22 protein-coding genes are annotated in these 21,685 nt (G+C 41.1%); 18 read left to right on the forward strand and 4 right to left on the reverse strand.

Annotated features, from left to right (window positions below):
- Both J3455_RS03705 and J3455_RS03710 read right to left on the reverse strand, forming a co-directional pair.
- A complete protein-coding gene (locus J3455_RS03705) occupies nt 1-552 on the reverse strand; it encodes a YajG family lipoprotein (RefSeq protein ID WP_130052189.1) in 552 nt (183 codons plus the stop codon).
- Between the two features lie 13 nt (nt 553-565).
- The gene (locus tag J3455_RS03710; protein ID WP_349561353.1) at nt 566-1,699 is read right to left on the reverse strand and encodes a methyltransferase; all 1,134 of its coding nucleotides are present in this window, start codon (nt 1,697-1,699) and stop codon (nt 566-568) included.
- Between the two features lie 41 nt (nt 1,700-1,740).
- On the opposite strand from J3455_RS03710, the gene J3455_RS03715 reads away from it, so the two are divergent.
- From J3455_RS03715 to J3455_RS03770, 12 genes are all read left to right on the forward strand, one after another.
- Nucleotides 1,741-2,328 carry an alpha-ketoglutarate-dependent dioxygenase AlkB family protein gene (locus J3455_RS03715; RefSeq protein ID WP_167659142.1) on the forward strand — a complete coding sequence of 196 codons (588 nt, stop codon included), beginning with the start codon at nt 1,741-1,743 and terminating at the stop codon, nt 2,326-2,328.
- A 73-nt stretch (nt 2,329-2,401) separates the two neighbouring features.
- Nucleotides 2,402-2,713: a BolA family protein gene (locus J3455_RS03720; protein ID WP_130052187.1), complete on the forward strand. Its 312-nt coding sequence runs from the start codon at nt 2,402-2,404 to the stop codon at nt 2,711-2,713.
- Nucleotides 2,714-2,892: 179 nt separating this feature from the next.
- Nucleotides 2,893-4,086: an enoyl-ACP reductase FabV gene (fabV, locus tag J3455_RS03725; RefSeq protein ID WP_130052186.1), complete on the forward strand. Its 1,194-nt coding sequence runs from the start codon at nt 2,893-2,895 to the stop codon at nt 4,084-4,086.
- 347 nt (nt 4,087-4,433) lie between these two features.
- Complete coding sequence (locus tag J3455_RS03730; protein WP_130052185.1) at nt 4,434-5,777, forward strand: Na(+)-translocating NADH-quinone reductase subunit A; 1,344 nt, start codon at nt 4,434-4,436, stop codon at nt 5,775-5,777.
- 4 nt (nt 5,778-5,781) lie between these two features.
- A complete protein-coding gene (locus J3455_RS03735; protein WP_130052184.1) occupies nt 5,782-6,984 on the forward strand; it encodes an NADH:ubiquinone reductase (Na(+)-transporting) subunit B in 1,203 nt (400 codons plus the stop codon).
- Nucleotides 6,977-7,729, forward strand: a complete 753-nt coding sequence (locus tag J3455_RS03740) for a Na(+)-translocating NADH-quinone reductase subunit C (RefSeq protein WP_054562304.1) — start codon at nt 6,977-6,979, stop codon at nt 7,727-7,729. The genes J3455_RS03735 and J3455_RS03740 overlap by 8 nt, the downstream gene beginning before the upstream one ends.
- On the forward strand, nt 7,729-8,361 hold the full coding sequence (locus tag J3455_RS03745) for an NADH:ubiquinone reductase (Na(+)-transporting) subunit D (RefSeq protein ID WP_054554281.1): 633 nt from the start codon (nt 7,729-7,731) through the stop codon (nt 8,359-8,361). Before J3455_RS03740 ends, J3455_RS03745 begins: the two co-directional genes overlap by 1 nt.
- 10 nt (nt 8,362-8,371) lie before the next feature.
- Nucleotides 8,372-8,980 carry an NADH:ubiquinone reductase (Na(+)-transporting) subunit E gene (nqrE, locus tag J3455_RS03750; RefSeq protein WP_016708692.1) on the forward strand — a complete coding sequence of 203 codons (609 nt, stop codon included), beginning with the start codon at nt 8,372-8,374 and terminating at the stop codon, nt 8,978-8,980.
- Nucleotides 8,981-8,999: 19 nt separating this feature from the next.
- Nucleotides 9,000-10,226 carry an NADH:ubiquinone reductase (Na(+)-transporting) subunit F gene (nqrF, locus tag J3455_RS03755; RefSeq protein WP_130052183.1) on the forward strand — a complete coding sequence of 409 codons (1,227 nt, stop codon included), beginning with the start codon at nt 9,000-9,002 and terminating at the stop codon, nt 10,224-10,226.
- A 112-nt stretch (nt 10,227-10,338) separates the two neighbouring features.
- Nucleotides 10,339-11,370 carry an FAD:protein FMN transferase gene (locus J3455_RS03760; protein WP_167659144.1) on the forward strand — a complete coding sequence of 344 codons (1,032 nt, stop codon included), beginning with the start codon at nt 10,339-10,341 and terminating at the stop codon, nt 11,368-11,370.
- Between the two features lie 341 nt (nt 11,371-11,711).
- A complete protein-coding gene (gene nqrM, locus J3455_RS03765) occupies nt 11,712-11,924 on the forward strand; it encodes a (Na+)-NQR maturation NqrM (protein ID WP_036966498.1) in 213 nt (70 codons plus the stop codon).
- A 152-nt stretch (nt 11,925-12,076) separates the two neighbouring features.
- On the forward strand, nt 12,077-13,054 hold the full coding sequence (locus tag J3455_RS03770; RefSeq protein ID WP_297330017.1) for a transposase: 978 nt from the start codon (nt 12,077-12,079) through the stop codon (nt 13,052-13,054).
- A 242-nt stretch (nt 13,055-13,296) separates the two neighbouring features.
- Here the strand turns inward: J3455_RS03770 and J3455_RS03775 are convergent, their stop codons facing one another.
- Nucleotides 13,297-14,655 carry a M14 family zinc carboxypeptidase gene (locus J3455_RS03775; RefSeq protein WP_349561133.1) on the reverse strand — a complete coding sequence of 453 codons (1,359 nt, stop codon included), beginning with the start codon at nt 14,653-14,655 and terminating at the stop codon, nt 13,297-13,299.
- 433 nt (nt 14,656-15,088) lie between these two features.
- Here J3455_RS03775 and J3455_RS03780 point away from each other — a divergent pair, with 433 nt between their 5' ends.
- The 6 genes from J3455_RS03780 (at nt 15,089) to cyoE (ending at nt 20,669) form a co-directional block, all read left to right on the forward strand.
- Nucleotides 15,089-15,508: a hypothetical protein gene (locus J3455_RS03780; RefSeq protein WP_130052179.1), complete on the forward strand. Its 420-nt coding sequence runs from the start codon at nt 15,089-15,091 to the stop codon at nt 15,506-15,508.
- Between the two features lie 237 nt (nt 15,509-15,745).
- On the forward strand, nt 15,746-16,660 hold the full coding sequence (gene cyoA / locus J3455_RS03785) for a ubiquinol oxidase subunit II (RefSeq protein WP_130052178.1): 915 nt from the start codon (nt 15,746-15,748) through the stop codon (nt 16,658-16,660).
- Nucleotides 16,661-16,662: 2 nt separating this feature from the next.
- Complete coding sequence (cyoB, locus tag J3455_RS03790; protein WP_054554289.1) at nt 16,663-18,651, forward strand: cytochrome o ubiquinol oxidase subunit I; 1,989 nt, start codon at nt 16,663-16,665, stop codon at nt 18,649-18,651.
- Nucleotides 18,648-19,283 (forward strand): cytochrome o ubiquinol oxidase subunit III, encoded by a 636-nt coding sequence (cyoC, locus tag J3455_RS03795; protein ID WP_167657873.1) that lies wholly within the window; start codon nt 18,648-18,650, stop codon nt 19,281-19,283. The genes cyoB and cyoC overlap by 4 nt, the downstream gene beginning before the upstream one ends.
- The gene (gene cyoD, locus J3455_RS03800; RefSeq protein ID WP_130052176.1) at nt 19,283-19,642 is read left to right on the forward strand and encodes a cytochrome o ubiquinol oxidase subunit IV; all 360 of its coding nucleotides are present in this window, start codon (nt 19,283-19,285) and stop codon (nt 19,640-19,642) included. The genes cyoC and cyoD overlap by 1 nt, the downstream gene beginning before the upstream one ends.
- Nucleotides 19,643-19,784: 142 nt before the next feature.
- Nucleotides 19,785-20,669, forward strand: a complete 885-nt coding sequence (gene cyoE / locus J3455_RS03805; protein ID WP_054554292.1) for a heme o synthase — start codon at nt 19,785-19,787, stop codon at nt 20,667-20,669.
- Nucleotides 20,670-20,751: 82 nt separating this feature from the next.
- Here cyoE and J3455_RS03810 read toward each other — a convergent pair whose 3' ends face one another.
- Nucleotides 20,752-21,660 (reverse strand): histone deacetylase family protein, encoded by a 909-nt coding sequence (locus tag J3455_RS03810; protein ID WP_250661735.1) that lies wholly within the window; start codon nt 21,658-21,660, stop codon nt 20,752-20,754.
- Nucleotides 21,661-21,685 lie beyond the last annotated feature (25 nt).

Below are 21,685 nucleotides of genomic sequence, written 5' to 3' on the forward strand. Positions count from 1 at the left end.
TTAACCTTCTAAGTAGGCGATTAATTCTGGGTCAGATACAATGCGGGTAATTATTTGTTCAGTCAACTTATTAAGCTGACCTTCTATTTTTGCGCGATCATGTCTGAGCGGCCCTTCAAGAGTCGCATTACCTTGGTAAATTTTATTGAAAGTGCTCGCATTTTTGACCACTCGTACCCCAAATTCTATTGTTGCATTGCTGCTATGGGACATCATTTTTTCTGTAACAACCGCTTGTAGCTTGTGAATATCTAATTCAAAACGCGTTGTTGATAAGTTTGAAATGTTTGCACCATTTCGGCTTAAAGCACTGTCTAAGGTGCTTTTTACAGAATCAGTAATTCCAGGGCTTGCAAGAGTTTTAATCTTGTCAGATTCAATTATTTTTAGGGTTACATTGTCGCCACGTAAGTCAATCACGCTAGTACTAACATTGGCACTAATATTTGAAATTTTCCCGCCTTGATATACTGGGTTAAAAATTAATTGATTAGGCTGGTTGCTACACGCAGTAAGTGCGGCTAACAAACATAAAGGAAGTAATTTTTTCATGAAGTAAGCTCCATTAATTATTTTTTGTAGCACTCAGTACTACAAACTTCTTGTTTGACCCAAGTAACTTACAATTGCCGAACATGCGTTTTAATTTTTCATGGTAGTCAAGGTGACGATTACCAATTATTCTTAATTCACCGCCTTGTTTTAATGTTTGTTTTGCCTGTTTAAACATTTGCCAAGCAATGTGATCCGTGACGGCTTGTGCTTGGTGGAATGGTGGGTTACATAATACAATGTCAGTACTATTCGGCTTAAAATCGGTTAAACAGTCGTTTTGGACAAATTCACACTGCGCTAATTGCTCTGGTAAATTGTGAGTGACGTTTAATTTAGCTGATTCAACGGCCATATACGACTCATCTACGAACGTTATATGGGCGTTAGGGCAACGATTTAAGGTCATCAAGCCAACAACACCGTTACCACAGCCTAAATCAATGATACTGCGTGTTTTGCTTGTTTGCGGTAAATAGTTAAAGAAAAAACGCGCGCCAATATCTAATGAATCTCGTGAAAAAACATTTGCATGGTTTTGTATTTCAAATTCACTACCTTCTAGAGGCCAGTTAACAGGGTAGGGAGCTACTTTATTAAGACCACTGGTTTTACTGATGACTAAACGAGATTTTTTTACAGCTAAACTTGTCGATGTTTCACCAATATACTGGCTAAAGGCTTTGATGGTTGAATTATGGATATCTCTCGTTTTACCAGCAGCAATAACATCGATGTCACTAGGCAAAGCAGCACTAATTGCAGCAAGTTGATGCTGAAGATAGCCTAAATTGCGTGGCACTTTTAATATCACTAAATCAACCTGACTAGGTAACGCAGCTAATGAGTCCAATTGTGTTAAAGATTCTGTTGATAGCTCATTGGCTTGTAAATTATAACGAGTAGCTTGGTGGGCAATATACGAGTCGTTAACTGAATGAACTGTTAATGTATTTAAAGCACAGGCTAACGCGCCAAAGCTGTCATTGAGTATTAGGATTGAATTTGCATGTGGATAGTGCTCTTGTACATAATTGACAAGGTACTCATCGCCTGAGTCCCACGCTTGAAGACTGCGATTTTTTTGATCTAACGGAAAGCGTTCTAGGGTATAGGTGTTATCACCGAGCTGTGCTTGGGTGGTCATCATGATTTTACGAAAGTATTAATGTATAGGTAAATTCTAACATGCAACAGCCAAACGCCAACCCTAATCATTTGCCTGAGGGGTTTTATTATCAAGCTAATGCATTAAGTGCACAAAAAAGCCTCGAGTTATTTTACTATCTACAGCAGCACCTAAATTGGCAGCAACCAACGATAAAGGTATATGGAAAAAGCCATGTGATCCCGCGTTTGCAATGCTTTATTGCTGATCCGAATGTTAACTATGGCTATTCAGGGTCACAGCTAATTGTTGAACCGTGGCCAGAGGTGCTTGATGCTATGCGTGCGCGTTTATCTAAAGCAATGCATATTCCATTTAATGCATTATTGGTAAATTTATACCGTGATGGGCAAGATTGTATGGGCTGGCATAGTGATGATGAGAAAGAACTTGGTGAGCAACCAACAATCGCTTCTGTATCACTAGGGGCCGAACGGATATTTAAAATAAAACATAAACACAATAATGAACAACATAGTGTTGTGCTGCAAAGTGGTAGTTGTTTAATTATGAATGGATTTAGCCAGCGAGATTACCAACATAGTTTACCAAAGCAGCAAAAACTTAAACACCCTCGAATTAACCTTACCTTTCGTTCAATCGTATAAAATCATTGGCAAAATGAGTCATGCCCTTGATATAGTAGCTAACAATTATTTTGCTATTAAAGGTCTATGACAGATGTCAATGCAACAACAAATTGAGGAAAAGCTCGCGGCAGGTATCGAATGTAAACACCTAAATGTTGTCAACGAAAGTCATATGCATAGCCGTGGAACCGAATCGCACTTTAAAGTGGTTGTTGTGAGTGAAGAGTTTGCTGGTAAACGTTTGCTTGCCCGTCATCGTCAAATAAATGAGCTATTAAAAGATGAATTAGCAAACCATATTCATGCATTAGCAATTCACACTTTTACTCCAGAAGAGTTCAGTGAACAACATGGACAGGCACCTGAGTCACCGAAATGCTTAGGTGGCTCAAAGTTCGATTAAATTAGCAGGACAGTCACCTAAAATTAGATGGACAGTCACTGTAACTAGCTTGTTACTTGGGTATTTTAAGCTCGAAAGATTTAAGTGGGTCTGAAAAGTTTTTACTGATCAGACCTGTATTTTAACTATTAGCCTTTAAACTAGCGCTAATTTTTATTGTGATAGATATAGGATGATCAATGGTCATTAAGCCGAAAATTCGTGGATTTATCTGCACTAACGCGCATCCAGTAGGGTGTGCTGAGCACGTACAAGAACAAATTAATTATGTGAAAGCGCAAGGACCACTGAGCAATGCACCTAAGAATGTATTAGTGATTGGTGCGTCTACAGGTTACGGCCTAGCATCACGTATCACAGCTGCATTTGGTGGCGGTGCTAAAACGCTAGGTATTTTCTTTGAAAAAGAAGGTAGCGAACGCAAAACAGGTTCTGCAGGTTGGTACAACACTGCGGCATTCCAAGCAGCTGCTGAAGAAGCCGGTTTATGGTCTAAGAATATCAATGGTGATGCGTTTTCTAACGAAATTAAGCAAAAAGCAATTGATACAATCAAAGCTGATTTAGGTAAAATTGATTTAGTTATCTACAGCCTTGCGTCACCTCGTCGTACTGATCCAAATACAGGTGAAACTTACTCATCAACACTTAAGCCAATCGGCTCTGATATCACAACGAAGAACTTAAATACTTCAAAGCGCGTGATTGATGAAGTAACCGTTGAAGCGGCAAGCCAAGAAGACATCGACAATACAATTAAAGTAATGGGCGGTGAAGATTGGGAAATGTGGATTGACGCGCTTAAAGAAGCAGATGTTCTTGCTGATAATTTTAAAACAACAGCTTACACTTATATCGGTAAAGAGTTAACATGGCCAATTTACGGTCATGCGACAATTGGTAAAGCGAAAGAAGATCTTGACCGTGCAACACAAGCAATCAAAGAGTCTACAAAAGACTTAAATGGCGAAGCGTATGTTTCTTCATTAAATGCGGTTGTGACACAAGCAAGCTCAGCAATTCCAATTATGCCTTTATATATCTCTGCTTTATTCAAAGTAATGAAAGCAGACGGCACATACGAAGGTACCATTGAGCAAATTCATTCGCTATTTACTGAGAACCTTTACGGTGAAACGCCACGTTTTGACGAAGGTGGTCATTTATTCCAAAACTACAAAGAGTTAGAAGATGATGTTCAAGCTCGTGTACAACATGTTTGGGATACAGTAGATACAGATACAATCGACGAATTAACGGATTACGTGGGTTACCACAATGAGTTTTTACGTTTATTCGGTTTTGGTATCGACAGTGTAGATTACGAGCAAGATGTGAATCCTGATGTTGCGATTTCACAACTAATCGATTAATTGCTAAACAAACTGATTTTGAAAAGTCGCTTTTTTAAGCGACTTTTTTGTTTCTGGGTGAAAATAAAACACCATCAATAGCACTTTGGTCTATATTGAATTTTATTCAAATGGTTTTTGTAGTCTAAATAACCGTATCTGTCGTATAAATTTCATATTTGCTCTCGCATAGTCACCCTGATTGATGTTAAAATTCGGGCAATATATGTGAGGAGTTTACTGCGTTGCTTGTTTGGGGTGTTAAACAGGCTATTCTTTGATATTTAGAGTTTAACTTGAGCATATCAAATGGCGACGTGGTTGGTACGATTTTTCAGTTTCTTTCCGTTAATGTAATGCAAGTGCGTATGATCAACATAAAAAAAGGTCTGGATTTACCGATAGAGGGCGCACCTCAGCAAGTTATTCATGATGGTTCTGCCGTCAAACGTGTAGCTGTGCTAGGTGAAGAATATATTGGTATGCGTCCAACCATGCATGTTCGCGTGGATGACCAAGTCAAAAAAGGCCAGGTACTTTTTGAAGACAAAAAGAACCCAGGCGTCTTATTTACTGCACCAGCTTCTGGGGTAGTAAAAGAAATTAATCGTGGTGCTAAACGTGTGCTGCAATCTGTTGTTATTGAAGTTAATGGCAGTGAGCAAATCACCTTTGACTCTTTCAAGGCCGACGAGCTTTCGAGCTTAGACCGTGAAAAAGTTAAAGAAGTACTAGTTCAGTCAGGTCAATGGACAGCACTTCGTGCTCGCCCATTTAGCAGAGTAGCTGCTTTGGATGCAAATCCTAGCTCTATCTTTGTTACGGCTATCGACACTAACCCGCTAGCTGCAGATCCTGCAGTAATCATTGCTGAGAATACTCAAGCATTTGAAGCTGGTTTAGCTGTGGTATCTCGTTTAACTGACGGTAAAGTATTTGTTTGTAAACAAGCTGGTAGCCAAGTGCCTAGTTCATCAATCCCTCAAGTAGAAGTACATGAGTTTGGTGGCAAGCATCCGGCTGGTCTTGTTGGTACACACATTCATAACTTAGACCCAGTTTCTGCAAGCAAGCAGGTTTGGCACTTAGGTTACCAAGACGTAATTGCGTTTGGTAATTTATTCCTAACAGGTGAAATTTTCACAGACCGTGTAGTTTCTCTTGCAGGTCCTCGTGTTAAAAACCCACGCTTAGTGAAAACTCAGTTAGGTGCATCTTTAGATGATTTAGTTGCTGGCGAATTAGAAGACGGTGATAACCGTGTAATTTCTGGTTCTGTATTATCTGGCGCTATTTCTCAAGGTCCACACGCGTTCTTAGGTCGTTACCATGTTCAAGTATCTGTATTACTTGAAGGTCGCGAAAAAGAGCTGTTCGGTTGGATTGCACCAGGTGCTAACAAGTTCTCAGTAACACGTACCTTCTTATCTCACCTTGCTCCTAGCCGTCTATTTAACATGACGACTTCAACAGGTGGTTCGAAGCGTGCCATGGTTCCAATTGGTAGCTATGAGCGTGTTATGCCTTTAGACATCCTACCTACACTATTATTACGTGATCTAATCGCACGTGATCTTGATGGTGCAATTTCGTTAGGTGCGCTAGAGCTTGATGAAGAAGATTTAGCATTATGTACCTTCGTTTGTCCAGGTAAATACGAGTACGGTTCAATCCTACGCGATTGCTTGACTACGATCGAGAAGGAAGGCTAGAGAGATGGGTTTAAAGAAATTTCTAGAAGATATTGAGCCGCATTTTGAACCGGGTGGTAAACACGAAAAATGGTATGCGCTTTACGAAGCAGCTGCGACTATTTTCTACACACCAGGTTACGTAAATAAAGGCAAAACACACGTTCGTGATAACATCGACCTAAAACGTATGATGATTTTAGTGTGGATGGCGACGTTCCCTGCAATGTTTTTTGGTATGTTCAACATCGGCCATCAGGCTGCAGGTGCTTTAGCGCAAGGTTTTGAACTAGCAAACACATGGCAAGTTGGTCTGTTCCAATTATTCGGTGGTGAATTAACTGCTGACTCTGGTTGGGGCGCGAAAATGTTTTACGGTGCCTGCTTCTTCCTACCTATCTACGCAGTAACGTTTGCTGTAGGTGGTTTCTGGGAAGTACTATTTGCTTCAGTGCGTAAGCACGAAGTAAATGAAGGTTTCTTCGTAACATCTGTACTGTTCGCACTAATCCTGCCTGCAACGATTCCTTTATGGCAAGTTGCACTAGGTATTACGTTTGGTGTTGTAATCGCTAAAGAAATCTTTGGTGGTACAGGTCGTAACTTCCTTAACCCTGCTCTTGCCGGTCGTGCGTTCTTATTCTTCGCATACCCAGCGCAAATTTCAGGTGACACAGTATGGACAGCCGTAGATTCATTCTCTGGTGCGACTATGCTAGGTCAAGCAGTGGTTGGTTCACTTGATTACAGCAACATGGAACTATGGTGGAATGCGTTCTACGGTTTCATTCAAGGTTCTGTAGGTGAAACGTCAACACTAGCACTATTAATCGGTGGTTTATTCCTAATTTATGTGCGTATCGCTTCTTGGCGTATCGTTCTAGGTGTATTCCTAGGTATGGTTGCAACGGCATTCTTACTAAATACAGTTGGTTCTGAAACTAACGCAGTATTTGCTATGCCTTGGCACTGGCACTTAGTTCTTGGTGGTTTTGCATTTGGTATGTTCTTCATGGCAACAGACCCAGTATCTGCATCATTCACAGACAAAGGTAAGTTCGCTTACGGTGCGTTAATCGGCTTTATGGTTGTAATGATCCGTGTTGTTAACCCGGCATTCCCTGAAGGTATGATGCTAGCAATCTTATTTGCTAACTTATTTGCACCATTATTCGATCACTTTGTAGTGCAAGCTAATATCAAGCGGAGGTTGGCACGTAATGTCTAGTAATAACGAATCAATCGGCAAAACGCTAACCGTTGTTGTTGCACTATGTTTAGTGTGTGCAATCATCGTATCGTTTGCTTCAGTTCAGCTTCGTCCTTTACAGCAAGCTAACAAAACACAAGATATTCAACGTAATATCTTAGCGGCTGCAGGCATTGAAGTATCAGGTACTGTGTCAGATACCTTTAACTCAAAAATTGAAGCTCGTGTTGTAGACATGAACACAGGTGAGTTTGTTGAAGGTGCTGATCCTAACTCATTTGACTTCGAGAAAACAAAATTCGACCAAGCTCGTAGCTTTGCGTTGAAAGCAGAAGGAATTAAAGACATCGCTGGTATTCAGCGTATGACAAAAAATTCACCTGTTTATATTTCGAAGAAACCTGATGGTTCTACAGATGCAATCATTCTACCAATCCAAGGTTATGGCCTTTGGGGTGTAATGTACGGCTTCTTAGCGCTTGAAAGCGATGGTGAAACAGTTAAAAACATCAACTTCTTCAAGCACAACGAAACGCCAGGTCTAGGTGGTGAAATCCAAAATCCACAATGGACTGCTAAATGGCAAGGTAAAGAGTTACCAATCAATATCATGAAGAGCGGTGCAAAGAATGAACATCAAATCGATGGTCTTTCTGGTGCAACATTAACTTCAAACGGTGTTGATCACACAGTTGACTTCTGGACTGGCGAGCATGGCTTTGGTCCATTCCTTGCGAAAGTACGTGAAGGAGCGTTGAAATAATGGCTGATACTAAAGAAATGAAGTCGGTCCTATTTGGCCCGGTATTCGCAAATAACCCGATCGCATTACAAGTACTAGGTATTTGTTCTGCGCTAGCGGTAACATCAAGCTTAAAAAATGCACTAATCATGTCAATCGCATTGACACTAGTAACAGCGTTTTCTAGCTTGTTTATTTCGTCAATTCGTAATCACATCCCATCATCTGTACGTATCATCGTGCAAATGACGATCATCGCATCACTTGTAATCGTTGTTGACCAAGTACTGCAAGCGTTCTCTTATGCAACAGCTAAAGAGCTTTCAGTATTCGTTGGTCTAATCATTACAAACTGTATCGTAATGGGTCGTGCTGAAGCATACGCAATGAAGTCACCACCGTTAATGTCTTTCCTAGACGGTATCGGTAACGGTTTAGGCTACTCAGTAGTACTATTAACTGTTGGTTTCATCCGTGAGTTATTCGGTAAAGGTTCACTATTCGGTGTTGATATTATTCCACTTGTACAAAATGGTGGCTGGTATCAACCAATGGGTCTATTGATTTTACCACCGAGTGCATTCTTCATTATTGGTTTATTCATCTGGGTACTTCGTACCTTTAAGAAAGACCAAGTAGAAGCAAAAGCGTAAGGGGCGAGCAGTGGAACATTATATTAGTTTATTTGTAAAAGCGGTTTTCATTGAAAACTTAGCTTTAGCCTTCTTCCTAGGTATGTGTACTTTCCTTGCAGTATCGAAGAAAGTAACAACATCAATCGGCCTAGGTGTGGCAGTTATCGTGGTACTAGGTATCTCAGTACCTGTAAATAACTTGGTTTATCATGCTGTTCTTGCACCAGGTGCATTAGAGTGGCTTGGCTACCCAGAGGCAGACCTTAGCTTCTTACGTTTCTTGACTTTCATCGGTGTTATTGCAGCACTTGTACAAATTCTTGAAATGGCATTAGATAAGTTCTTCCCTGCACTTTATAACGCGTTAGGTATCTTCCTACCATTGATCACAGTTAACTGTGCGATCTTCGGTGCGGTATCTTTCATGGTTGAGCGTAACTATAACTTCGGCGAGTCTGTCGTTTATGGTATCGGTTCAGGTGTGGGCTGGGCACTAGCAATTACTTTACTTGCTGGTATCCGTGAAAAAATGAAGTACTCAGACGTTCCTGATGGCTTACGTGGTTTAGGTATTACTTTCATCACTGTTGGTCTGATGGGTCTTGGCTTTATGTCATTCTCTGGTATTTCACTTTAATAGGTAGCGAGGATAAATCATGAATGAGATTTTCTTAGGCGTTGGTGTTTTCATCGCTATCGTTGTTATTTTAGTTTTAGTTATCATTGGTGCTAAATCTAAATTAGTAGCAAGCGGCGATATCATCATCGGAATTAATGGCGACCCAGAAAAAGCTATTAAAACATCTGCAGGTAGCAAGCTATTAGGTGCGCTAGCTGATTCAGGTATCTTCGTTTCATCTGCATGTGGTGGCGGTGGCTCTTGTGGTCAGTGTCGTGTTCACATCAAAGAAGGTGGCGGCGATATCCTACCAACAGAACTTGATCACATCTCTAAAGGTGAAGCTCGTGAAGGCTGCCGTTTAGCGTGTCAGGTAAATGTTAAGAACGACATGGAAATTGAGCTTGAAGAGTCAATTTTCGGTGTTAAAAAATGGGACTGTACAGTTATCTCTAACGATAACAAAGCAACTTTCATCAAGGAGCTTAAGTTACAAATTCCTGATGGCGAGTCAGTACCGTTCCGTGCTGGTGGTTATATTCAAATTGAAGCGCCAGCACACCACGTAAAATACGCTGACTTCGATATTCCAGAAGAGTATCGTGGCGACTGGAACCACTTCGGTTTCTTCGATCTGGAGTCTAAAGTAGACGACGAAACAATTCGTGCATACTCAATGGCTAACTACCCAGAAGAAGAAGGCATCATCATGCTTAACGTGCGTATCGCTACGCCGCCGCCAAGAGACCTAAGCCTTCCATGTGGTAAAATGTCTTCGTACATTTGGTCACTAAAAGAAGGTGATAAAGTGACTATTTCTGGCCCATTCGGTGAGTTCTTCGCGAAAGACACTGATGCAGAAATGGTATTCGTAGGTGGTGGTGCAGGTATGGCACCAATGCGTTCACATATCTTTGACCAACTTAAGCGTTTACAATCTAAGCGTAAGATGAGCTTCTGGTATGGTGCGCGTTCTAAGCGTGAAATGTTCTACGTAGAAGATTTCGACGGCTTAGCTGCAGAAAACGATAACTTTGTATGGCACACAGCACTGTCTGATCCACAACCAGAAGATAACTGGGAAGGTTACACAGGCTTCATCCATAACGTACTTTATGAAAACTACTTGAAAGATCATGAAGCGCCTGAAGATTGTGAGTTCTACATGTGTGGTCCTCCAATGATGAACGCGGCTGTTATCAACATGCTTAAAGATCTTGGTGTAGAAGACGAAAACATCTTATTAGATGACTTCGGTGGCTAACACCATACACAAAACAATAAGTTTTGGTTAGAATACAGGCCTCGTAGCACACAGTGTTACGAGGCTTTTTTATTTCTATACCTAATCGTTTGGTATCTAAAAGGTGAATGCTATGAATAGAGTGTTTTATCGCCAAGGCTTGATGGCCTTTTTTCTATTAACTATGACTTTACTCATGGCTGGCTGCAGCCAAGCAGATAAGGCAGAAGAGCTTTATTTTGAAGGTAAGACAATGGGCACCACATATCACATTAAGGTGTTTGCAGAGTCTTCAAAGGTTGCAGGTGTTGATTTACATCCTGAAATTAAGCAAGTGCTTAAAGACGTGAATCAGTCAATGTCGACATACATTCCAGATTCAGAAATTAATCAGTTTAACAATTTACCTGCGGGGCAGGTGATGCCAATTAGCGCTGATTTCAGAAACGTAGTAGCTGAATCAATCCGCCTTGGTGAATCAACGAAAACCTTAGATGTCACTATGGGACCACTTATTGATTTATGGGGCTTTGGCCCAGATAAAAAGCCGACTAAACGCCCAAGCGATGAAGCTTTGGCAGCAATGGTTGCAAAGATAGGAGTTGATAAGCTTAAACTTACTGATGCGGGTTTAATGAAAACAATTGATGGTTTAGAACTCTCGTTTTCTGCAACCGCAAAAGGCTATGGTATCGATAGAGTCGCACAAGTGATAGAAAGTCATGGCTTGAAAAATTATATGGTAGAAATTGGTGGCGAGTTGCGTGTATCGGGTATTAAGCCAGACAACATCACTTGGAAAATCGCTATTGAGCAGCCTGATGCTGAGCCTGGCGTTCGTAAAGTGCATAAAGTGATTGAGCCTGGTACCAATGGTATTGCAACATCAGGTGATTACCGCATTTTTTACGAAATGGATGGTGTTACGTATAGTCATCTAATTGACCCAGAAACAGGTATGCCTAGTCGCCATGATTTGGTATCTGTTACAGTTTTGCACCCATCAGCGATGACTGCTGATGGCTTAGCGACAGCGCTTACTGTGATGGGCATGGAACGTGCGCAGCAATACGCTGAGCAGCATGATCTTCCAGTTTATTTAATTGGTAAGTCAGACAATGGCTTAGTAACTTATTCAAGCCCTGCTTTCAAACCTTATTTGTAGCAGGGCAAGAAGCAGTGCATACCCAAGCCACCTCAATATGCAGAATTCAGCGTTTCACAGGTGCTTAATATCAAGGCGTTACTTTGCAACAATGGCAGTCCCTTTTAAGAAGTAACAACGATGAGAGTAAGCGCCTGTGAAGCGCCCAAAGGGTTGGTTTAAAAGCGATTTATACTGCGTTATTGATTTTAACAATAGAACCACTATTGCTTGCAATCAATGCCTTGCCTAAATCGCTTTTAATTCCAACTGAAACTCGCACCTTGAGGTGGTTTGGGTATATAATACACGCAGCCTAATAAATTAGGCTCGATTTAATTGCTGACGATAGGGGCAAAGCAATGTCACTTTTTCTTCTTACATTTGGTCTACTTATTTTAATTGTGGCAGCGATGGCTGTCGGCATGATTGTGCAAAAGAAATCAATGGCCAGTAGTTGCGGTGGCTTAGGCGCTGTTGGTATAGACAAAGCCTGCGACTGTGACGACCCATGTGACAAGCGTAAAAAGCGCATGGCAAAAGAACAAGCCTGGAAAGAGAATCAAATTCTCTAATCAGAAAAAAGCGCCCAAAGGCGCTTTTTTAATACCTACCTTTATGTAGACAGTCACTGTAATTTCTTATCACAATCTTGCGGCAGAATATATCTTGTCTAAACCTTAGTTACAGCCCATGCATTTTAAATTATCAGTTCAAGGAGTGGACGATGGCTTTAGCAAGGAAGCGGCAAATCTGTTTGTCGAATACTAAATACTATCACTGTGTATCCCGATGCGTTAGACGCGCCTACCTTTGCGGAGAAGACACTCTTACAGGTAAATCATATGAACACCGCCGAGGGTGGGTTGAAGATCGTCTGCTTGTTCTTGCGAAGGTATTTTGTATTGATGTGTGTGCTTATGCCGTGATGAGTAATCATACTCATATTGTGCTTTATGTAGATGATAAAAAAGCAAATAGGTTAAGCGACAAGGCCGTTCTTCTACGCTGGAAGAAGCTCATTAAAATGACGCCTTTAGGTCAAAACTTTCTCCGTGGTGAGCAATTGAGTGACGTTCAACAGGCCTTTTTAAATAAAGAGGTTGTAGAATACAGAGCGCGCCTTTCTAGTATTAGTTGGTTCATGCGAATGCTTAATGAGTATATTGCCAGGCGTGCAAATAAAGAAGACGAATGTACCGGGCATTTTTGGGAAGGACGCTTCAAGAGCCAAGCACTACTTGATGAATCTGCTCTTTTAGCGTGCATGGCCTATGTTGATTTAAACCCTGTTCGTGCAGAGGTTGCGAGGACCCCAGAGCAATCTATCTATACAAGTTTTAAAAAGCGAAGCCAAAGTGCGAAGAATTCAAAACAACCTAAGCTACTAGCTCGTTTTGTTGGTGGTATGAACAAGAATAAATCAAAGGGGATACCTTTTGAGTTAAAGTCATACCTGTTACTTGTAGAGCAAACAGGCCGCTGTATTAGCACGGATAAACGCGGATATATAGATCATCATTTACCACCTATCCTTGAGAGGCTTAATCTCGAGCCAGCAAATTGGCTAACATTAACAACACAGTTTGAACATTTATTTCACGGTGCTGTAGGACGAATACAAGCTATTGAAAACTACTGTAGTAAAACTGCTCGAAAGCGGCGAAGTAATATAACGAGTTGTAAGTTATTACTTGCTAGCTAATCTTAAATTTCTCTCAACTTTTATTTTTTGCAAAACATTGCAGCTAACTCGTACTTTCAATTCTCAGAAAGCTAAATCTTTTATCTTGGTTTTTACTAGTGGATTAAGCTAATAGGGTAGGTTGCCTACAAAACGAGTATTTTAGGTTAAAAAATCTAAAGTATTTGAAGATTTAGTAGGCACTTTTAAGAGTGCCTGTCTTTCAAAGCGTGTTTTTAATTATGGGTGACTGTCTTTTGTTATTAACTTTCTAGATTAATTAACTCAGTCCCCAAAATAGCATACTTATTTATGCCGTCGGCTTGTAAGAAAAAAGCAGCAGGGGCGTGAAGAGATGGTATTGATGTAAATATACTTTTGCACGCGTAAACTGGCCATTTTGAGGTGTTTTTTAATTTGTTCATATCACCCGAAAAACAGCTATAGCCTTGTTTTAAAATATTTTTATAGCTACTTTCTGTAAGCGTTAACGATTTATTTAAAACAAAGCTGTTACCTGCCTTAAAGCTTAGGCTGCTTGCATCTAAACTCGTATAACCTTGGCGGATACTACTTATATCACCTAGCTCTTTGATTACAGGTGACTGTCCTTTATTGTTAATTGCAATATCTATCTGGTAATCACCTAGCTCACTATTTACGATTATGTCGTCTATTAGTAAGTCGACCCAATTGTCTTTAGCGTTAAATGGAATAGCGTGATATTGCGATATCCTTGCGTCTTTCCACTCCCCCGAAGTTAACGAATCAATCGTCTTTTTGTATAAAACACGGTTAACTTTGCGTGCTATTTGTCGGTTTGGATCATTAGGGTACGCTCCTGATTCAATTAATATTGTTCTAATACCCTTTTCCGAAAAAGTATCCCCAAAGCTACGGTATGAGTAACTGTCGTTGTACTTTCCTAAGTGGCCTGGGATTATTGTTTCAACCGTTTTAGCTAAGTGGGCTATAAACTGCATAGCCTCGCCGCGACTTTTATTTACTTCTCTCGCTTCGTTATAGGCTGGCGCTAGCACTGAAATGGTGGCTTGTTTACCTTTTTTTCCTGCTCCGTAATATGCGTTCTGATCATGTAAATTAAAGCCAAAGTCAGGTTTAAACTGATTTGCGGCAGCCATTAGTATTTGCCCTTCTTTTGTGCGAAGAGCTTTAGCATCGCGATTTAAATCAATTCCTTGAGCATTATAACGGGTTTGTACGGCCGCGCCGTCAGGGTTCACCATAGGGATTATGAGAAGGGATATTTTCTGTCGCCAGCTTTTTAGCCATTGTGCGTTTTCATCAGCTGTTATGAAGCTTAAAAAGTCCATAAGTGCGGCAGTTGCAGTGTTTTCGTCGCCGTGCATTTGGCTCCACATCATCACTTTGATTGGGCCTGTGCCAATTTTAAGAGAATTGAGTGCCTGTCCTTGAAATGAGGTACCAATTTGTTCTAGTTTGACGCTAGGATGCTTTGCTACGGTTTTTAAGTGTGGCTCAATATCGGTGTAATAAATCGCGGGTTTATTTAAGCCATTCACTACGGTGGCTTCAATCGTATTTGCGAGTGCGCTGTTACTTAATGCTAAAATGGCAGCAGCGAGTGCATATTGACGCATAACTATCTCTTTTATTCTTTATTTTTGGTTTTGTTAGAATATTATATTTTAATGGGTTTGGCTAATCCTTGCTCAGTATTTAATCTTCAGTTAGTACTGACTTAGTATGCTTAAAACGGTATTTATGCTTTAAAACGTTATTAATATGCTATTTTCATTTTCTTCATTGCTTTTAGCTATATAAAATAAAGTATTAATTTTAAATACTTAGCTTTAATTAAATCGGTTTTTTACACATTGATAGCGTGTGGTTAAACAATACTTAACTTTGTGCTGCCAAATTCTACTTGTACCGTCTGTTGACTTTGTTATACTCCACACCGAAATTTCAGTAATTACTGAAACTTTATTGATGAAGATCATATTACCGCATTTAAAAATAGGGTAAGCCACTTACCTAAAATGCAGTAAAAGCGATAAAAAGGCGTGGGTTTTGCGAGCAATTAATCAGTCACAAGGTGCCAAACAGTCTAGCTTAGCTAGGTTGCAACTGGCTGCGCGTGCATTTTTTGCTGGTAAAGAACTAATGTCAGTTTTAGCCTTGTTGCTGATTAATTCAGCCATGCTAATCAACGGTACATTAGAAGATGCTCAAGGGCTAAGAAGCTTATTAAGTGAAGGTGCTTTATACGAAATCCCACTACTTAATGTGTTGAGTTTTTTAGCTTACCCTGTGGTGTCTTGCCAATTACTTATTGGTTTATGCTGGTTGGTCTTCCATTTCTTTCCTGCGCGTCGTGCAGGTGTCATTTTACGTAAAGCGGCCTTCGCTGCGCGTGAAACGATAAAGTCTTTAGTAGTACACAGTGCTCATGGCTGTCGTGCTCCTCCTCGTGTAAGTGGTTGTCTGTAAATAAGCTTTGTTGCTTAAGTTCAGCCATTTTAGTCGTTTTCTAAGTTGTCTTTACTAAAGCACCTAGTGGGTTTTTTACGCCCAAATTTCAGTCAGCCAACCTAAATTCCCTTACTTTTTAGCGTGTCGATTTGTCGTGCTCGTTATTCAGCCGAGGGATATCTGTAGCATCTGTTGCAGAAAAGCGTCGTGTACTTATTTCGACAAGTGTTAACTTTTAGGTTGTAGGATATTCCTTTGTCAATTCGAAACCTTTGTAATATTGCTCTAGCGTCTTTAGTGCTGGCTTTGTCTGGCTGTAAAGGCGGGGTACTCGATCCAAAAGGTCAAATTGGTGTCGACGAGAAGTATTTAATTATCGTAGCTACGGTATTAATGCTGATTGTTGTAATTCCAGTTATTGCCATGACAATTTATTTTGCATGGAAATACCGTGATGGACGAGATCAAGAAATTTACGCTCCAAAATGGGCGCACTCAAACAAGATTGAAGCTGTAGTTTGGACCATTCCTATCATTATCGTTGCGATTTTAGGTGTGATCACATGGCAGTCAACGCAACAACTTGACCCATATAAACCACTTGAAGGTAAAGGTGAGCACCTTACTGTTGAAGTTGTTTCTTTGAACTGGAAATGGTTATTCATTTATCCAGAGCAAGGCATCGCCACAGTGAATGAGCTTGTTTTTCCTGCCAATGTGCCTGTGCAGTACAAGATCACCTCAGAAAGCACCATGAATTCGTTTTTCATTCCACAGCTTGGTAGCCAAATTTATTCAATGGCAGGTATGGAAACAAAGCTTCACTTAATAGCTGATGAACCGGGTACTTTTAAAGGCTTCTCTGCTAACTACAGTGGTGCAGGTTTCACCGGTATGAAGTTCGATGCCATTGCAACAGCTACTGAAGCTGATTTCGATGAATGGGTAAACAAAGTAAAAAATACCGGTTCTGCACTGACTAAGCAAAGCTATGTTGAACTAGCAAAACCAAGTGAATACGACCCAGTTAAATACTATGCCAGCGTAGATAAAGATATGTTCCATTCAATCGTAATGAAATATATGCAAGCGCATGGCTCTCACGGTGCAATGCAACACGCTATGCCAGAGCACTCAGCTCATAAGAAGCACAGCGAGGACGAGGAATAATCATGTCGTTGTTAGGTAAATTAACATTAGACGCAATCCCGTTTCATGAACCAATTATCATGGTTACCATGACGGTTGTTGCTGTCTTAGGTCTGTTAGTGGCAGGCTTAGTAACAAAATATAAAAAGTGGGGCGTGATTTGGCACGACTGGATCACCTCAATTGACCATAAGCGTTTAGGTGTTATGTACATCATTCTTGCGCTTATCATGCTTTTCCGTGGTTTCGCGGATGCCATTATGATGCGACTGCAATTAGCAATGGCTACCGGCGGTGCAAGTGGTTACTTACCACCAGAGCACTATGACCAAATCTTTACGGCGCACGGGGTGATCATGATCATCTTTATGGCGATGCCGTTTATGATTGGTTTAATGAACATCATTTTACCTTTGCAAATTGGTGCCCGTGATGTTGCATTCCCATTCTTAAATAACCTTAGCTTTTGGTTAACTGCTGGCGGTGCAATCCTGATTAATATCTCACTATTCTTTGGTGAGTTTGCGAAAACAGGTTGGGTTGCATATCCACCGCTGTCTGAGCTGTCATTTAGTCCAGGTGTCGGGGTCGATTATTATATATGGGCCTTGCAGATATCCGGCTTGGGTACCTTATTAACATCGGTAAACTTCTTAGCGACTGTATTTAAAATGCGTGCACCAGGCATGACATTAATGAAAATGCCTATTTTTACTTGGGCATGCACGTGGGCGAATATCTTAATTGCCGCATCGTTCCCAATTTTAACTGCGGTACTGGCAATGCTAACGCTTGACCGTTATCTCGATTTCCACTTTTTCACTAATGAATTAGGTGGTAACGCGATGATGTACATCAACTTATTTTGGGCATGGGGTCACCCTGAAGTTTACATTCTGATCTTACCTGCGTTTGGTATTTTCTCAGAAGTTATCTCAACTTTTGCTGGTAAACGCCTGTTTGGTTATAAGTCGATGGTTTATGCAAGCGGTGCGATTTCAATTTTAGGTTTTATCGTTTGGCTTCATCATTTCTTTACAATGGGCTCAAGCGCTAACGTTAATGCCTTCTTTGGTGTTATGACCATGGTTATTGCGGTACCGACCGGGGTTAAGTTGTTTAACTGGTTATTCACTATGTACCGTGGTCGTTTACGTATTACTGTGCCTGTCCTTTGGACTTTAGGTTTCATGGTGACTTTCACTATCGGTGGTATGACCGGTGTGTTACTTGCTATTCCTGGTGCTGACTACGTATTACATAACAGCTTATTCTTAATTGCTCACTTCCATAACACCATTATTGGTGGTGCGGTATTTGGTTATTTAGCTGGTTTTGCGTTTTGGTTCCCTAAAGCAATGGGCTTCAAACTTGACGAGAGCTGGGGCAGAAGATCTTTCTGGTGTTGGTTAATAGGTTTCTTCGTTGCATTCATGCCGTTATATGTACTTGGTTTCTTAGGTATGACACGTCGCTTAAATCACACTAACAACCCTGATTGGAACATTTGGTTATACATTGCAGCTGGCGGTGCGGTAATCATTATGTTCGGTATCTTGTTCCAAGTTGTGCAACTTGTAGTGAGCTTCAAAAATCGCGAGCAACTTGATGATACAACGGGCGATCCGTGGAATGGTCATACCCTTGAGTGGGCATCTGCTTCACCTCCGCAGTACTACAACTTTGCGAAAATCCCACATGTTGATGACATTGATGCGTGGACAGATATGAAAGAAAAAGGCTTAGCTTACAAACAAGAAGCCTCTTATAGCCCAATTCATATGCCAAAAAATACATCAGCAGGTGTATTAATGAGCGCAGCTTTAACAACCTTCTGTTTTGCCATGATCTGGCACATTTGGTGGCTTGCAGCCTTTGGTTTACTGGGTGCTATCGTGGTGTTCATCAAACGTTGTTACACCAGCGATGTTGATTACTACGTGCAACCAGATGAAATTGTTGAACTAGAAACGGCTCACAATACAGCCGCTACGAAGGAGGTGAATGCATGAGTACCATTTCTGCAGGACTCGACACCTTAAACAGCGCACACGGTCATGTCGATGCACATGACCATGAGCACCACGATACAGGTGGTAACACCGTATTTGGTTTCTGGCTTTACCTAATGACTGACTGCCTGTTGTTTGCATCATTCTTTGCAACCTATGCAGTATTGTTCATGAATACTGCTGGCGGTGTGTCCGGTAAAGACATTTTTGAACTTGATTTTGTTGCGGTTGAAACCGCAGCACTACTACTCAGTAGTATCACTTTTGGTTTTGCGATGATCTCTGCTCACGGGCAGAAAAAGGCGGCTACTTTAACTTGGTTGCTGGTTACCTTTGCCTTTGGTGCTGTGTTTATTGGTATGGAAGTATATGAATTCCATCACCTAATTGCGCATGGCAATGGCCCTCAGCAAAGTGCCTTTTTAACATCGTTCTTCTCTTTAGTGGGCTTACACGGTCTTCACGTTACAGCAGGTCTTATTTGGATGACTGTCCTGATGATTGAAGTTGTGCGCCGTGGTTTAAACCCACAAACAGTGACACGCCTAAGTTGTTTAAGCTTATTCTGGCACTTCTTAGATGTGGTGTGGATCTGTGTATTTACCGTTGTTTATTTAATGGGAGCAATGTAATGAGTCACAGTGAATCACATGTAATTAATAACTTAGAAGTTCATGCACATAATGATCAATCACATGGCAGCGTTAAAGACTATTTAATTGGTTTTGTATTGTCAGTGGTTTTAACGGCTATTCCATTTTGGGCTGTGATGAGTGGCTCGTTTTCTAAAACGACCACTGCATGGTGCATCGTGAGCATGGCGATTGTGCAAATTTGGGTGCATTTGAAATATTTCTTACACCTAAACTTCAAAACAGAAGACGGCAAAGCAAGTTCATTGTCGTTTATCTTTAGTGCTTTAATCATCGTGATGGTGGTTGGTTTGTCGGTGTGGATCATCTACGAATCGAACGCCATGATGATGTACTAATAACAATTACTTTGTAATTGGTAAAAAGATTTACGAAAGGAGCTGGTTAGTCTGAGGTTGTGTCTCCAGTTCTTACAGTCTGTTACTAACTAGTTTCTTTCGTAATATTGCGTTTGTGCTGAAAATTAGAGGAGTCGAGGAAGTGTTTCGACGTTATTTAAATGTCACTAAACCTGGCATTATCATGGGCAATTTGATCTCTGTCGCGGGGGGATTCTTGCTAGCCTCTCGCGGTGATATTGACCCATGGTTAATGATCGCAACCTTACTAGGGTTATCTTTAGTAGTGGCATCAGGATGCGCGATCAATAACGTAATTGATCGTGATATTGATGTTGCTATGGCGCGCACTCGCAAACGCGTCACAGTAACTGGCGAAATGTCAGCAAAGGCAGCTATGGCACATGGCATCGTGCTTGGTGTTATTGGTTTCGGCTTATTAGCTGTGTATACCAACGTAGTGGCACTCTTATTTGCTACTTTTGGTTACGTCATCTACGTAGGTGTGTACAGCTTATATATGAAACGTCGTTCTGTGTACGGCACCTTTGTAGGAAGTTTATCTGGCGCAGTACCACCTGTAGTGGGGTATTGTGCCGTGACTGGGCAGTTTGATGCTGGTGCTGTGATTTTATTGGTTATGTTTAGTCTATGGCAAATGCCTCATTCATATGCAATTGCAATCTTTCGTTATAACGACTACCAAGCGGCCAGAATTCCTGTGTTACCTGTAGCGCAGGGGATCGAGAAGGCAAAGCATCACATTGTTTTATATATCGCCGTGTATGCGTTGGTTGTGATGTTATTAACCATTAGTGGTTATACAGGTTTAGCCTTTATGGCTGTAGCTTGTACAACGAGTTTTTGGTGGTTGCTAATGGCGCTTCGTGGCTATCGTCGCAATATTGATGTAAGCGGCTGGGCGCGCCAAGTGTTTGCTTTTTCAATTGTAAACATCACGGTTTTGAGCATAGCTATGGCTTTAGATTACCATTCGGTAGCTCCACAGCTACTTGTTTTAACTTAGAAAAAAGTTGCTAACATATCCCAATGTTACAGTAGCAAAGGCCCGGTTTTTTTCTCCACCGGGCCTTTTTTCTTTGTCGTTATTAAAAGCGAGCCGCTTGTTCAACTACAATGCCGTGACGAGCCGCTAAACGGCGATGATCTTTATCATAACCCCCACCAATTACGGTTGCGACAGGTACATTGCGCTCAAGGCAGCGCTTGAAGACTAAATGGTCGCGTTGCTCTATCCCTTGCCAGCTTATATCAAGTTTACCTAAACCATCTTGCTGCCATACATCAACACCTGCATCATAAAGTACTAAATCTGGGTTTAGGGTGTTTAATAAATAACTCAGAGTATCGTCAACAACGCCTAGGTATTCACTGTCAGCGACATTCGGTGCTAAACCTATGTCTAAGTCGCTGGATGATTTTCGAAACGGAAAATTCTTTTCACAGTGAATAGAGCAGGTATAGGCGTAGGGCTGATGTTCCAGCATTGCTGCGGTACCATCACCTTGATGAACATCTAAATCAAAAATAAGTATATTGGTCACTTCGCCACTTTTTATCAGGGTTTCGCTGGTGAAAGCTAAGTCGTTTACCATGCAATAGCCTGAGCCAAAGTCAGTATGAGCATGGTGAGTGCCACCGGCTAAGTGACAAGCGATGCCATGTTTAAGTGCTAAGCGTGCTGCTTGTAAGGTGCCAAGTGGGGCGGTAAAAGTACGTGCCATCAGCTCTTTTGACCAAGGTAAGCCAATGCGGCGCATCGCCTTTTCATCTAATCTATTATGCCAAAGGTCGTTGATGTAATTTTCACAGTGCACTAATTCAAGGGGCTCTGGGGTGCCAAGCACCGGCTGTGTTAGGTTGTCATTTATTAATCCAAGGCTTTGTACATGCTCATATAAATAAGCAAACTTACTCATCACAAAGCGATGGTTAGGATCGAAACTAAACGAGTAATTTGGGTGATACACCAAGGGTAAGTGGGGATTTAACTGCATAGCTCATTGGATAGCTGAATTTGCT

The organism is Pseudoalteromonas sp. NFXS39, assembly GCF_040148775.1.
Classification (GTDB): domain Bacteria; phylum Pseudomonadota; class Gammaproteobacteria; order Enterobacterales; family Alteromonadaceae; genus Pseudoalteromonas; species Pseudoalteromonas apostichopi.